The 13,936-nt window shown below is 68.1% G+C and carries 11 protein-coding genes; 8 read left to right on the top strand and 3 right to left on the bottom strand.

The window, feature by feature from the left end; genetic code table 11:
• Positions 1–80: 80 nt before the first annotated feature.
• Positions 81–3,434 carry an autotransporter domain-containing protein gene (locus ABE543_RS03095; RefSeq protein ID WP_346475292.1) on the bottom strand — a complete coding sequence of 1,118 codons (3,354 nt, stop codon included), beginning with the start codon at positions 3,432–3,434 and terminating at the stop codon, positions 81–83.
• A gap of 223 nt (positions 3,435–3,657) precedes the next feature.
• On the opposite strand from ABE543_RS03095, the gene ABE543_RS03090 reads away from it, so the two are divergent.
• A complete protein-coding gene (locus ABE543_RS03090) occupies positions 3,658–4,008 on the top strand; it encodes a VOC family protein (RefSeq protein ID WP_346475291.1) in 351 nt (116 codons plus the stop codon).
• 10 nt (positions 4,009–4,018) lie between these two features.
• Here the strand turns inward: ABE543_RS03090 and ABE543_RS03085 are convergent, their stop codons facing one another.
• Positions 4,019–4,306, bottom strand: coding sequence for a hypothetical protein (locus ABE543_RS03085; RefSeq protein WP_053517182.1), 288 nt, complete (start codon positions 4,304–4,306; stop codon positions 4,019–4,021).
• Positions 4,307–4,510: 204 nt separating this feature from the next.
• Between ABE543_RS03085 and ABE543_RS03080 the strand changes: the two genes are divergently transcribed.
• Positions 4,511–5,404 carry an NAD(P)-dependent oxidoreductase gene (locus tag ABE543_RS03080; protein WP_053517184.1) on the top strand — a complete coding sequence of 298 codons (894 nt, stop codon included), beginning with the start codon at positions 4,511–4,513 and terminating at the stop codon, positions 5,402–5,404.
• 210 nt (positions 5,405–5,614) lie between these two features.
• The gene (locus ABE543_RS03075) at positions 5,615–8,149 is read left to right on the top strand and encodes a methyl-accepting chemotaxis protein (protein ID WP_346475290.1); all 2,535 of its coding nucleotides are present in this window, start codon (positions 5,615–5,617) and stop codon (positions 8,147–8,149) included.
• 79 nt (positions 8,150–8,228) lie between these two features.
• On the opposite strand, the gene ABE543_RS03070 is transcribed toward ABE543_RS03075, so the two are convergent.
• Positions 8,229–8,615 carry a DUF2628 domain-containing protein gene (locus ABE543_RS03070; RefSeq protein ID WP_065174483.1) on the bottom strand — a complete coding sequence of 129 codons (387 nt, stop codon included), beginning with the start codon at positions 8,613–8,615 and terminating at the stop codon, positions 8,229–8,231.
• 215 nt (positions 8,616–8,830) lie between these two features.
• Between ABE543_RS03070 and ABE543_RS03065 the strand changes: the two genes are divergently transcribed.
• The 5 genes from ABE543_RS03065 (at position 8,831) to ABE543_RS03045 (ending at position 13,809) form a co-directional block, all read left to right on the top strand.
• Positions 8,831–9,001, top strand: a complete 171-nt coding sequence (locus ABE543_RS03065) for a hypothetical protein (RefSeq protein WP_164972337.1) — start codon at positions 8,831–8,833, stop codon at positions 8,999–9,001.
• 383 nt (positions 9,002–9,384) lie between these two features.
• Positions 9,385–11,310, top strand: a complete 1,926-nt coding sequence (mdoH, locus tag ABE543_RS03060) for a glucans biosynthesis glucosyltransferase MdoH (protein ID WP_053517189.1) — start codon at positions 9,385–9,387, stop codon at positions 11,308–11,310.
• Positions 11,311–11,360: 50 nt separating this feature from the next.
• Entirely contained in the window at positions 11,361–12,020 is a 660-nt protein-coding gene (locus ABE543_RS03055) for an alpha/beta hydrolase (protein ID WP_065174484.1), read from the top strand.
• Positions 12,021–12,023: 3 nt separating this feature from the next.
• Entirely contained in the window at positions 12,024–13,067 is a 1,044-nt protein-coding gene (locus ABE543_RS03050) for a sensor histidine kinase (RefSeq protein WP_053517194.1), read from the top strand.
• A 10-nt stretch (positions 13,068–13,077) separates the two neighbouring features.
• Positions 13,078–13,809, top strand: coding sequence for a LytTR family DNA-binding domain-containing protein (locus tag ABE543_RS03045; RefSeq protein WP_053517196.1), 732 nt, complete (start codon positions 13,078–13,080; stop codon positions 13,807–13,809).
• Positions 13,810–13,936 lie beyond the last annotated feature (127 nt).

The raw sequence follows: 13,936 nt of genomic DNA, 5'->3' as shown, positions 1-13,936 counted from the left end.
CGCGCGGGCTGCATTGTCGGAGAAAAAAGGGGCGGCCCCAGGCCGCCCCAATGCTCTTCAGAAGGTAAGTTGAACGTGGATCAGAAGCGCACGGACCAGCGCGCCGTAGCGCCGTGGTCACGGCTCTCGCTGCCGAACTGGCCGCTGTAGCCCAGTTCCAGCGACTGCCGCGGGGTCAGCCACGCGGACAGCCCCAGCTCGGCCACGACAGCGCTGTCGGCGATCGGCGCGCCGCTGACGGCGAACGCGCTGCCACCGTTGGCGAAGGCGAGGTTGGCCACCTGGCTGCGGTCGCCGGAGGCCCGGCGATAACCCACCGCGCCACGCAGGTGCAGCCAGCTGTCGTGCTGGAAGGATGCCTTCAGACCCTTGTCGAAGCGCAGCCCGGCGGTCGCCACGGTAGTGCGGGTGTCTTCCACTTTGCCCTGCAGTGCGGCGGCGCCGCCCCGCTCGTTGATGCGCTTCAGGTCCACTTCGACGCGGGCAACCTGCAGGTAGGGCTCCAGGCCGCCTTCAGCAGAGCCGAAACGATAGCCGGCTTCGAGGAAAGCCTGGCGGGTACGGGCGTCATAACGGCCGGTGAGCGTGTCGCTGAATCCTGCGAACGCCAGCTCGCGGGTGCTCTCTGCCTCGTGCTTGCTCCAGGCCACGCCACCGCGCAGACCGAAGCCGCCCCAGCTGTGGCTGGCGTAGGCACCGAAGTGGGTGTTGTCGATCTTCGACTTGGCACGGCGGTCGCGTTGCTTGACGTCGGTACGGCCGGTGCCGGCCAGTACGCCGGCCTGCCAGCCATCGAACTCGCGGTCGATACCGACCAGCAGGCCGTTGCTGTTGGCATCCGTGCGCGCGGTTTCGACATCGCCATCGAGCTTGCCGTTGCCGCCGATCGCCTGTACCCACGCACCGGTCGCGTCGCCGGTGCTGCCCGGCGACGCATCGCCCGCACGCCGCGACAAGGCTGCATCACGCACGTAGCGGCTGCTCTCGACCAGCACCAGCGGCGTGGCGGCATGCAGCTCGCCGCTCAGGCCGTCCAGCGCGGCACCGACCTGGGCGGGGAACAGCTGGGTCAGCGGCCGGGGCAGGCCCTGGTTGATCGCCAGGCCGTCGGCTACGCCAGCGACGGCGCGCTGGTTGCGCGTGGTGGCCGCGGTGGCCAGCAGCGCACCCCGGGCCACGTCGATGCGTGCACCATTGGCGCTGTAGGCCAGGCTGAACTGCAGGAACGGCGAGAATGCACTGAAGTCGGTACGGGCGAACTGACCGTTGATGCCACCGTCGGCGCGCAGGATGTTGAACTGCTCTCCCAGGTAGTACACACCCGGTTCGGGCAGCGCGACCAGCGTGCCGTCCAGCGTGGCGGTACCGGTGACGTGCAGCTGGTCGCTGCGGCCTCCCGGCGCCAGTTCAGACGCGAACACACCGGTAGCGCCCTGCACGTAGTCACCGTTGACGGTCAGCGTGCCGATCGAATTGCCCGGCGCGATGATGCCGTCGACCCGGGTGGTGCCGAGGGTGCCGACACCCTTCAGCAGGCCATTGGCGCCTACGGTGGTATTACCGCCGGTCTGCGTACCGTTGAAGGAGATCACGCCGCCATCGACCACCAGGTTGCTGTGGTCCAGCACGCCGCCGGCGCTGACCGTGCTGACGCCGCCGGTGGTGTTCAGGGCGGTGGAAACCAGCGAGCCGTTGAGCAGGAACTGGCCGCCCTTCACCTCCACTGCCGAGGTGAGCGTGTTGGCGCCATTCAATTCCAGGACGCCATCGTTCACCACCGCACCGTTGAAGCTGTTGTCGCCGCTCAGGCGCAGCCAGCCGATGCCGGACTTGGTCAGCTTGCCGGGGCCACCGATGTCGTTGGTCCAGTCATCCCAGGCCTCGCCTTCCCAGACCTTCAGGCCACCGGCCTTCTGGTTCATCACCACATCGGTGTCCACGCGCAGCGAGCCGAAGCCTTCGATGGCCTTGCGCAGGTCGACCATGCCCCAGCCGTAGATCTCATCGATGCCCGGATCGCCCAGATCGCGGGCGGTGGTCAGCAGCACGTCGCGGACCTGTGCGTTGTCCAGGTAGGGGAAGCGCTCAAACAGCAGCCCGAGAGCGCCGGTGATGTGCGGGGCCGCCATCGAGGTGCCCGTCTTCAGGCCGTAGGTGTACTCGGTGTTCTCGCTGTCGATGATCAGCCGCAGGTACTCGCTGGTTTCCTCGATGCGTCCCTGGATCTCACCGGAGACGATGGTGCTGGCGATGTCGGTGCCCGGGGCGGAGATGCACCAGTTGGCGGCGGCACCGCAGATGCTTGAGCTGTCGTCGAGCACATAGTCGGTTTCGCCATCGTCGGCGACCGGCTGGCGCACGTTGGCCACGGCCAGCCAGTAGGGTTCGATCTCCGGCTTCCAGCGGGGCAGGGCCGCAGTGATGCCCGCGACGGCTCCGCTGCCGTTGCCGGCCGACCACACCTGGATCAGGGTCGACCCGGGGGCAGCGTCGCTGCCTGCGTAGATGCTGCCGTAGACGTCGTAATCCGCGCCAATCGCGGCGTACTGGCGGTCGAGCGCCGCGGCACTCATGTTGCGGGTCGAGATGCCCCAACTGTGGTTGATGGCGCGCACGCCCTGCGCCTGGATCTGCGCATACATGTCCAGTACGGCGTCGTCGTCCGGGTCGGTGCGGTACACCGCGCGGGGGCGATAGAAACCATCCGGATCCAGGCGCCACTCATAGTAGGTGTCACCGAACACGCGCGCTGCCGTCAGGTCGGCACCGAAGGCCACGCCATGCATGCCGGTGCCGTCGCGGTTGGCGCCGATGGTGCCCAGCACGTGGGTGCCATGGTCGGCGTAGCTGAAACCGTAGGGCAGGCCGGCCGCGATCAGGCGACCGGCGAGCGCCGCCGGCACCCCGGCACCGAGGCCGTAATAGTTGTAGCCGGGTTGTTCGCCGCGGGTCTGCGCGCAGGCCCCTTCGCCGGCGACGATCCCCGCCGTCGCGCAGTCCGGGCCGATGGTGATGCTGGTGGTGTTGCGGCCGGCGAATTCCGGGTGGGCCAGCGCCGAGCCGGAATCGAAAAGCGCCAGGCGTACACCCTGGCCGGTCAGGCCGCGGGCGTAGGCATGGTCGGCCCCCATCGCGGCCAGGCCCCAGTCGGCATTGAACTCGTCGCTGTGCCAACTGGCGGCGTCGCCCGCATTGCCCAGGACCGGGGTGGACGTGGCCTGCGCCGAAGCACCGACGGTTGCGTCCGTCTGTGCACCGCCTGGCTGGGCCCACGCCGCCTGCAGCTGGCGCTGCTGTTGCCAGGCATCGAGTGAATCGGAGGCCATCGCCGGCAGGGCGGCTGCCAGTAGCAGGGAGCTGGCCACCGCGAGTGCCAGCGGGCGTTGCAAGGGGGAACGGGAGCGGGACGAACGGCCATGCAGCGGGTGATTCATCAGGCAAACTTCCTTGATTGACGGTCTACCCAGCCGCTAACTGTCCTGGATGCGTTTCACCCCCAGCGATGTGACGGGAATTTTGTTAACGCGTTAATGTTTCGTGACGAAAGCCACACTTTTCGCACCCTGCCGCATCAGTCTGTACACGCCCCCCTGAAGATTGACGGCGTGCTGGCTGGCCGCAGAGTTTCGTTTTCGCCCCTCATTGAACAGGAACGCCATGGCTGTCAGACGCATCGTCGCCAACATCGCCACACCCGACCCGGCGCTCGCCGCCGCGTTCTACGGCGGCATCCTCGGCATGCCGGTGGTGATGGATCATGGCTGGATCGTCACCTACGCCGGGCAGCACACTGCGCCTGCGCAGCTAAGCTTCGCCAGCGAGGGTGGGTCGGGAACGCCGGTACCGGACCTGTCGATCGAGGTGGACGATCTGGATGACGTTCTGCAACGGATCCGCAGCGCTGGCATCGACGTCGTGTATGGCCCCGTCGAGGAGCCATGGGGCGTGCGTCGGTTCTTCGTCCGCGACCCGTTCGGGCGCCTGCTGAACCTCCTCAGCCACGGCTGAGGTGCGTCGCTCAGTCCTGCTGACCCGGTTCGTCGCGGCCCTGTGGACCTTGGTCGGACTGTTGGCGCTGCTGCTGTGCGCGGGCGTGGCGTGCATGCCCGCCTTCGCGACCGATCGCGGCCATGTGCTGGCGATCGCGGCTGATGGCTTCGCCTCCTTTGCGGCCGGCAATGCGCGCCTCGGCGGGACTGAATTCATGGGCGTTGCCGGAGGCATGGGCGGCGCGCCCACCCTTGGCGGCGATCGCGCGCTGCATGCGCTGGTCCATCGACGCGAACCCGCGGTTGCTGCTGGCCATAGGGGATCTCTCTCGGCGTGGCGGAGCCTCATGCTTGCGGACGGCAGGCTAACGGTACGTCCGCAGATGGCGCGTGGTCTTCACGTTCTGCCTGCCTGTCGTTGACGCTGCACTTGCGCAGCGCCGCTATCGCCCTGGACACAGGCCACGCCTAGAATCGGTTCATCCCGGTAGCTCCCGGGCGCTGTTGAGTGAATGGACTCAATGAAGATTCTGTTGACCGGAAGTTCCGGGCGGATCGGGCGCGCGATCTTCGGCGCGTTGGCGGCCACCCATGAAGTCATCGGGCTGGATCGCAGCCCGTTCGCCACCACACGCATCATTGCCGATGTCACCAACACGAAGGCACTGGAGCGTGCCGTGCGCGGCGTGGATGCGGTGATCCACACCGCTGCGCTGCATGCACCGCATGTCGGGCTGGTGCCGGACACGGTGTTCCAGCAGATCAACGTGGAGGCGACCGCGCAGCTGCTGCGGCTGGCGCGTGACGCCGGCGTCGGACGCTTCGTGTTGACCAGCACCACCGCCCTGTATGGCCATGCCGTGGTGGCAGGCGGTTGTCGCTGGATCGACGAAGACACTGAACCCCTGCCCAGGACCATCTACCACCGCACCAAGCTGCAGGCCGAGGCGCTGGCCGAAGCCGCGGCATCGGAGGCATTCGCCGTGCGCGTGCTGCGCATGGGCCGCTGCTTCCCCGAGCCTCCCGAGCGCATGGCGATGTTCCGCCTGCACCGGGGCCTGGATGCACGCGATGTGGCCAGCGCGCATGCCGCGCTGCTGCACAACGGGGGCGCACCGTTCCAGCGCTACATCGCCTGCGCGCCGACCCCCTTCCGGCGCGAGGACTGCCTGGAACTGGCCACCCAGCCACGCCGGGTGCTGGCGCGGCGCGCACCGCAGCTGCTGGCCGAGTTCGAGCGCCGCGGCTGGCCACTGCCGCTGAGCATCGACCGCGTGTACGACGGCAGCCGTGCGGTTGCGGTGCTGGGCTGGCAGCCGCGCTACGGTCCGGACGATGTACTGCAGCAGTACGCGGCAGGCAGCATCGAAGTGCTGCCACGCACGCAGTGGTTGAAGGACCGGGTGGTCGAGTAGGTTCGCCGCACGTATGAGCCATCCCAAACTGAGTGCATTCAGCTTGACGCAGGGCAACGGCTCAACCCCGCCGCGGAACGGCCGCTAACCCGGTGCGCCCTTGCGGTGCCGGGCATCGCCCGGCTCAGACAGGTCGCCGCGCGAGGGATCGCGCACCAGCGCGGCGCCAACGCGGTGCCGGATGTCCTGACCTGCCTTGCGGACCCTCCCATGCCGTCTTCCCGCTCCGCCGCTGCCCGTCGTCCGGGCAGCATCGCCCACAAGCTGATGCTGGGCACCGCTGCCATCGCGCTGTTGTGCTTCGGCCTGACCGCCTTTCTGATCTACCGCCAGGCCAGTGCCAGCCTGATCAACGCGTCGCGGCAGACCATGGCCAGCGAGGCGCATGCCGAAGCGCGCCAGGTTGCGGCCGATCTGGGCACCGCCTTCGCCAGCAACGATGCCATGGTCGAGGCCGTCCTGGCCCAGCGCGCGCGGGGCGACCAGCCTGATCGTGCCAGCCTGGCGGCCGTGCTCGGCGAACAGCTGCGCGCGCACCCGGAGTGGCTGGGCAAGAGCACCATGTGGGAGGCCGATGCCTTCGATGGCAAGGACGCGGAGTTCGTCAACAGCGAGGCACATGACGCCACCGGTCGCTACATGAGCTACTGGGCCTGGCAGGACGGCAAGCCGCAGCAGTCGGTGATGACCGACTACACCGACACCGCCAGCGGGTCCGGTGACTGGTACATGGGGCCGAGCCGCGACAAGCTGCCCAAGGTGAGCGAGCCCTATGCCTATGAGATCGCCGGCCAGCAGGTGCTGATGAGCACCCTGAGCACGCCCATCGTGGAGAACGGCACGTTCCTCGGCGTGTTCACCGTCGATTTCTCGCTGGCGGCGCTGCAGAAGCATCTGGCGACGCTTGCGCCGATGGGAGCAGGCCGCGTTGAACTGCTTTCGCCCAAGGGCGTAGTCCTGGCTTCGGCCGACGCCGCCGAGATCGGCAAGCCGCGCACCGATGCCTTCACCCGCGACATGCTGGCCGGAATCGCGGCCGACAGGACCGTCGAAGCGTTCGAGCCGGATGGCGCCGGCAATGTGCGCCTGTACGTGCCACTGCGGGTTGGCGATGCCCCGCAGCGCTTCGCGCTGGGTGTGGTGGTGCCGCATGCCGTGATCGTGGCCGAGGCTCGCCAGCTGCTGTGGCTGACGCTGCTGGTCGGCGTGCTGGCCGCGCTGACATTGAGCGCCGGCGTCTACCTGCTGCTGCGTCACCTGGCGATCCGGCCGCTGGCGCAGGCGGTACGCGTTGCAGGTGACGTGGCGGCGGGCAAGCTGGACACCGCGCTGCCGGCGCGCGGCAACGATGAGGTCGGGCGCCTGCTCGAGGCGATGCAGGGCATGCGGGGACAGCTGCAGGCTGTGATGGCGGCGCAGGCGGAGATGGCACGCCGCCATGATGCGGGCGAGCTCAGTTACCGGATGGACGCGGCGGCCTTCCCGGGAGAGTACGGTCGCATGGTGGCCGACAGCAATCAGCTGGTGGCGTCCAGCAATGCGGTCACCCAGCGCCTGGTGGACGTGATGCAGCGCTACGCGGTGGGCGATCTGAGCGTGGACATGGAGCCGCTGCCGGGCGAGAAGGCGGTGTTCACCGCCGCCATGGCCACCACCAAGAGCAACCTTGCGGCGATCAACGATCAGATCCAGCAGCTGGCCGCCGCTGCTGCCGCCGGCGACTTTGCCGTGCGTGGTGACAGTGAGCGGTTCGAGCACGATTTCCGCCGCATGGTGACCACGCTGAACGCGATGATGCAGGCCAGCGACCACAACCTCGCGGCGCTTTCCACGCTGCTGCGCGCCATCGCCGCCGGCGATCTCAGTGCACGCATGCAGGGCGACTTCCATGGTGTGTTCGCGGTGATGCGCGACGATGCCAACAGCACCGCGCAACAGCTGACCCATATCGTCGGCCAGATCCAGCAGTCAGCGGCGAGCATCCGCCTGGCGGCCGGCGAGATCGCCGCGGGCAACAGCGATCTGTCGCGTCGCACAGAACTGCAGGCGGCCAACCTGGAAGAAACGGCAGCGTCGATGGAGGAGTTGACCTCCACCGTGCGCCAGAATGCCGATCATGCCCTGCAGGCGAACACGTTGGCCGCATCGGCGGCGGACGTGGCCAGCGAAGGCGGAAAGGTGGTCGGCCAGGTGGTACAGACCATGCAGCAGATCGAAACCTCGTCGCAGCGCATCGCCGAGATCATCTCGGTGATCGACGGCATCGCCTTCCAGACCAACATCCTGGCCCTTAACGCCGCCGTTGAGGCCGCGCGTGCGGGCGAGCAGGGACGCGGCTTCGCCGTGGTGGCCAGCGAAGTGCGTGCGCTGGCCCAGCGCTCGGCCGCAGCGGCGAAGGAAATCAAGGGACTGATCGACGCATCGGTGGCCCAGGTCGGCAGCGGTGCGCAGCTGGTGCACCGCGCAGGCAACACCATGCAGGAGATCGTCGGCCAGGTCGGGCGGGTCAACGAGATCATGGCCGAGATCTCGGCCGCCTCGCGCGAGCAGTCGGCCGGCATCGAGCAGGTCAACCAGACCGTGGTGCAGATGGATGAAACCACCCAGCAGAATGCGGCGCTGGTGGAAGAGGCCAGTGCTGCCGCGCGCGCGATGGAAGAGCAGGCCGAGCAGCTTGCGGTGGCGGTGTCCCGCTTCCGGCTGCAGTCGGCCACGGGCACGACGGCCACGCTGCGCGCGGCCTGACGCCGGAAACGAAGACGCCCGGCGGGGGCCGGGCGTCGGTTGCATCCTTGCCGCGCGTCCTTGCGCAGGTCTGAGTGGCTCAGAACATTCCTTCAAACGGGTTCCAGCGGATCCGGCCTTCCACCTTCTCCAGGTAATAGCTGTAGTTGGTGCTGGAGGCGACCAGGACATTGAAGGCGATGAACACCGCGCGGCCGACGATGTCGGGCAGGAACATCGTGATGGCCGCCAGGGCGATGGCGATGCCGATCACCACCAGCGCCTTGCGCCACATGCCCAGGATCAGCAGGTAGATGGGGCCGAAGAACAGGGCAAAGATGTTCAGGTTGATCTTCAGGCGGTCGCCGAAGGACAGGGCCCGCCAGGCCTGCTTGAAGCCGGGCTCCTTGGGCGCGCCGTGCTGGCGGTAGAAGTTGAAGCGGAATTGCCACTTGGGGCTGAAGTGGGTGAGGTCGACGGTATTCATGGGAGGAACTTCCCTGTGAGAAAACGTTTTCATGCTACCGGAAATGCCTATTCAGGATCCAGCGCTGCGTGCCTGGAACGTGACACATGCCCTTTGCAGGCGCAGGCCTCACCGGCTTGCACGTCACCCATCCGCCTTGTTTTTAGGATAGGGTGCGCAGTTCCGCTGCCGCCCGGTTGGACCCGCGCGGCAGCGGGGATGTCCACGGAGGTTGCATGACCACACCCGCTACACCGGAAAACGCACCGGGACCGGTGCTTCTGCCCACACCCGAAGTGGTGCAGGCCCAACAACTGCTCGCCCGCCAGCAACTGGCGGTGGCGATGGACCGTGCGCGCACCGCTGCCCTGCAGGACGCGGCCGGCGTCGTCCTGCAGGACGAGTAACGCGCGCTGCTGAAGTACGATCGATCGCGTTGGCCCCGCCGCCAGCGCGATCGCCGAGGGATGTGTCGCCGCCCGTTTTGCTCGATCCAATTGCGGTCGATCCGGCCGGCCGTCGGCAGCCTCGCCTGCTGTTTGCTGAATGGGGAGAATTCCCGGCGTAGGCCTTCGCACCCGGCTTACATGTAGCGGCCTAGACTGGGCCGCATTTTCGATTCCGCCCCGTTGGAGATCGTGTGGGTTCCGGTAGTGACAGACAGCGACTGCGCAGCCTCAGGCCGACGCAGCCAGGACAAGTGCGGGCGCCGGGAAGGCGCGCCGGGAACCTTCGTGCATGCAGCCTGGCCGGGACGGCCGGCCATGCCGACTGCGCGGAGTAGGCGCCGATGGGGGTGCAGACCATCCATGCGGAGGCGGAATCGCCCGGGCCTGACGCCGGCTGGGCGCTGCTGCCTGCCGAAGTGCCCTTGCCGATGCCCGAGCAGACCCTGCGCGAAGGGCAGCTCAGGGTGCGCCGGCACCGCACCTCGCCACGCCTGATCGGCCTGCGTCGGCTGTACATCCTGGGCGGCACGCTGGTGATGACCGCAGCGGCCACCCGGATGATGTGGCGGGTGTTGTCGGTCAACGGCATCAGCGTGCTCGAAGCCTGCCTGCTGGTGCTGTTCGTGGGCCTGTTCGCCTGGATCGCGCTGTCGTTCGCCAGCGCGGTGGCAGGCTTCCTCACCGCCGTGTTCGACCGTGGCTATCGCCTGGGCATTGATCCGGACAAGCCGCTGCCCACCGTGCACAGCCGCACGGCGCTGCTGATGCCGACCTACAACGAGGATCCGCGCCGGCTGCTGGCCGGCCTGCGTGCGATCTACGAATCGGTGGCGGCCACCGGCCAGCTGGAGCGTTTCGACTTCTTCGTGCTCAGTGACACCCGCCGTGACGATATCGCACGGGCCGAAGAGCAGGTCTTCGCCGAGCTCCGCGAGCAGGTGCCCGACGGCCGCGTGCGGCTGTTCTACCGCCGTCGTGGCGACAACAGCGGCCGCAAGGCGGGCAACATCGCCGACTGGGTGCGCCGTTTCGGCGGGGCCTACCCGCAGATGCTGATCCTGGACGCCGACAGCCTGATGACCGGCGACAGCATCGTGCGCCTGGTGGCCGGCATGGAACACAACGCTGACGTCGGCCTGATCCAGACCCTGCCGTCGGTGATCGGCGGACGCACCCTGTTCGCCCGCATGCAGCAGTTCGGTGGCCGCGTCTACGGGCCGGTGATCGCCCGGGGCGTGGCCTGGTGGCACGGCGCTGAAAGCAACTACTGGGGCCACAACGCCATCATCCGCACCCGTGCCTTCGCCGACCATGCCGGCCTGCCATCGCTGCCTGGGCGCAAGCCGTTCGGCGGCCACGTGCTCAGCCACGACTTCGTCGAAGCCGCGCTGATGCGGCGTGGCGGCTGGGCCGCGCACATGGTGCCGTACCTGGGGGGCAGCTATGAGGAAGGCCCGCCGACCCTGACCGACCTGCTGGTGCGCGACCGCCGCTGGTGCCAGGGCAACCTGCAGCACGGCAAGGTGGTCGGCAGCCGCGGCCTGCACTGGATCAGCCGCATGCACATGCTGATCGGCATCGGCCATTACTTCACTGCGCCCATGTGGGCGATGCTGATGCTGATCGGCATCGCCATCCCGCTGTTCCAGGAAGGCATCGACTTCAATGCCGTGCTGCACCTGGCGCCCGGCGTGTACTGGCGCGCGCAGGACGAGCAGCAGGTGGTGCGCCTGTTCGCCGCCACCATGGCGGTACTGCTGATGCCCAAGGTGCTGGGCTACCTGGCGATGCTGCTGGACCCGGTGGATCGTCGTGGCTGCGGCGGTGCGTTCCGTGCCTTCGTGTCGATGCTGGTGGAGACCGTGCTGGCGGCACTGATGGCGCCGGTGGTCATGTATGTGCAGTCCCGCGGCGTGGCCGAAGTGCTGTCCGGACGCGACTCGGGGTGGGACGCCCAGCAGCGCGACGACGGTGGCATTTCCTGGATGGCGCTGGTGCGCGGTTACGGCGGCCTGGGCCTGTTCGGCGCCTTCATGGGCGTGCTGGCCTGGCTGGTCTCGCCGTCGCTGGCGGCATGGATGGCGCCGGTGGTGATCGGCATGGTGCTGGCCATCCCGGTGGTCGCACTGACCTCGTCGCGCGGTCCCGGTGCGTTCCTGCACCGGCTGGGCCTGCTCGACATCCCCGAGGAGAACATTCCGCCGCCGGTGCTGGTACGCGCCGCGCAGCTGCGCCGGGAAGCGGCCGAACAGCCACCGCTGTACTGATCGCCCCACACCGGCGGCATAATGCGGCTCGCATCTGAAGGAGCCGCAACATGCTGCAAACGGTGGAACAGGAAACCGGCGCCTCGCCGCAGTGGTCGGTGATCTGGCTGCACGGCCTCGGCGCCGATGGCCATGACTTCGCCCCGATCGTTCCGGAGCTGGTGCGTCCGCACTGGCCGGCGCTGCGCTTCGTGTTCCCGCACGCCCCGGTGCGGCCGATCACGATCAACAACGGCGTGCCGATGCGCGGCTGGTACGACATCGTCGGCATGGATTTCCGTTCCCGCGCCGACATGGCCGGCGTGCGCGAATCGGTGGCCCAGGTAGAGGCCCTGATCGCCCGCGAGATCGAGCGGGGCATCACGCCGGAGCAGATCTTCCTGGCCGGCTTCTCGCAGGGGGGCGCGATCATTCTTACCGCCGCGCTGTCGCGCACGGCGCCGCTGGCCGGGCTGATCGCGCTGTCCACCTACCTGCCCGACGCGGACAGCGCCGAGCGCGTGGCTACCGCAGTGGACGTGCCGGTGTTCATGGCCCACGGCAGCGGCGATCCGGTCATTCCTCAGGCGGTAGCCGCACACAGCGCGCAGGCGCTGCGCGCGTTGGGCCTGCAGGTGCAGTGGCACAGCTACCCGATGGCGCACCAGGTCTGTGCCGAGGAGATCGATGCCCTGGGTGACTGGCTGCAGGAACGCCTGGGCGTCGCCTGACCCATGTCACCGGCCAGCACGCCTCCCTGGATGCCGGAACTGTGCCGCCTGCGGCGGCTGGCGGCGATGCTCGGCCTGGCCGAGCTGGTGGTGGTGCTGCTGGCCCTGGCGCCCGATGGCAGCCGTCACTGGACGGTGGGCGAGCTGCTTTCGGCCAGCGGTTTCGCACTCTGGCTGGCGCTGGCGGTGACCGCCAGCCTGTGCATGCTGCGGCAGGCGCTGTCGAGGCTGCCACCGCTGCTGGGCGCCGCTGCGGCGATCGCACTGGCGGCGCTGATCGCCGTGGTCTGCGCGGGCATCATCCACGCGCTGTATGCCGTGCTGGGCGACAGCTTCGCCCGTGGCATCAGCTTCTGGCGCTTCACCCTTGGCAGTGCGGCCACCAGCGCACTGATCAGCGCGCTGGCCCTGCGCTACTTCTACGTGAGCGACCGCTGGGCCGCGCAGGTGCAGGCCAACGCACGTGCACAGGCCGATGCACTGCAGGCCCGGATCCGTCCGCATTTCCTGTTCAACAGCATGAATCTGATCGCCAGCCTGCTGCATCGTGATCCGGCGGTGGCCGAACGCGCCGTGCTGGACCTGTCCGATCTGTTCCGCGCGGCGCTGGGGGCGGGCGATGGAGACTCCACCCTGCAGGCCGAATGCGAGCTGGCCGAGCGTTACCTGTCGATCGAGTCGCTGCGCCTGGGAGAGCGCCTGCAGGTGCATTGGCAGCGTGACGAGCCGCTGCCGTGGGAGCAGCCGCTGCCGCGGCTGGTGTTGCAGCCACTGGTGGAAAACGCGGTGCTGCATGGCATTTCGCGGTTGCCGGAAGGTGGCACCGTCGAGCTGCACGTGGCGCGCGAAGGCAACGAGCTGCACATCCGCGTACGCAATCCCGCTCCCGATCCACAGATGCCGGGGCTGGCCCTGGCCCGCGGCGCCGGGCATGCCCAGCACAGCATCGGTCATCGCCTGGCGTGGCGCTTCGGCAGTGCCGCACGGATGACGGCCGGCTGGAGCGAGGGCTACTATGCCTGCCAGGTGACGGTGCCGATCCAGTGAGGGAACGATCGTGAGGGTAGTCATCGCCGATGACGAACCGCTGGCGCGCGAGCGCCTGCGCAGCCTGCTGGCCGCGCAGGAGGGGGTGGACGTGGTGGCCGAGGCCGGTAACGGCGAGCAGGCCCTGCACGCCTGCGCGGAACTGCAGCCGGACCTGGTGCTGCTGGACATTGCGATGCCCGGACTGGATGGGCTGGAAGCGGCCCGTCACCTGGCCAGCTTCGAGCCACGCCCGGCGGTGGTGTTCTGTACGGCCTACGACGCGCATGCCTTGTCGGCATTCGAAGCGGCGGCCATCGACTACCTGATGAAGCCGGTGCGTGCCGAGCGGCTGGCAGCGGCCATCGCGCGCGCACGGACCTTTCTGGCCGGGCGCGGGGGGCAGCCACAGCACGACGCGGGGCAACAGGCACGCAGCATGCTGTGCGCCCGGCTGCGGGGCAGCCTGCGGCTGATTCCACTGGATGACATCCATTACCTGCAGGCCGAGGAAAAGTACGTGGTGGTGCACCACGCGCGTGGTGAGGACCTGATCGAGGAGTCGCTGAAGTCGCTGGAGGAGGAATTCGCCAGCCGCTTCGTGCGCATCCACCGCAACTGTCTGGTGGCGCGGCACGAACTGGTGGAACTGCGTCGTGGCGTGGGCGGGCAGGTGCAGGCGGTGCTCCGGCATGGCAAGCAGCCGCTGGAGGTCAGCCGCCGCTGTGTGGCGACGCTGAAGCAGGAACTGCGGCATCTGTGAGTGTCCGACTCACCCTCGCGAGTTTCCAGGTGACGGACGGCAACGTGTTATCGGGTGGGAGAGAGGGGGGGGTTGAAAGAGAAGAAAGAAAAAATTTTTTTAAAATGAACAAAAGGAAAGAGTTTGT

The sequence above is a fragment of the Stenotrophomonas sp. TWI169 genome, assembly GCF_039674705.1.
GTDB classification, from domain to species: Bacteria; Pseudomonadota; Gammaproteobacteria; order Xanthomonadales; family Xanthomonadaceae; genus Stenotrophomonas; species Stenotrophomonas maltophilia_P.
The sequence above is the reverse complement of the archived record's forward strand: the minus strand, read 5'-3'. Positions and strand labels throughout refer to the sequence as shown.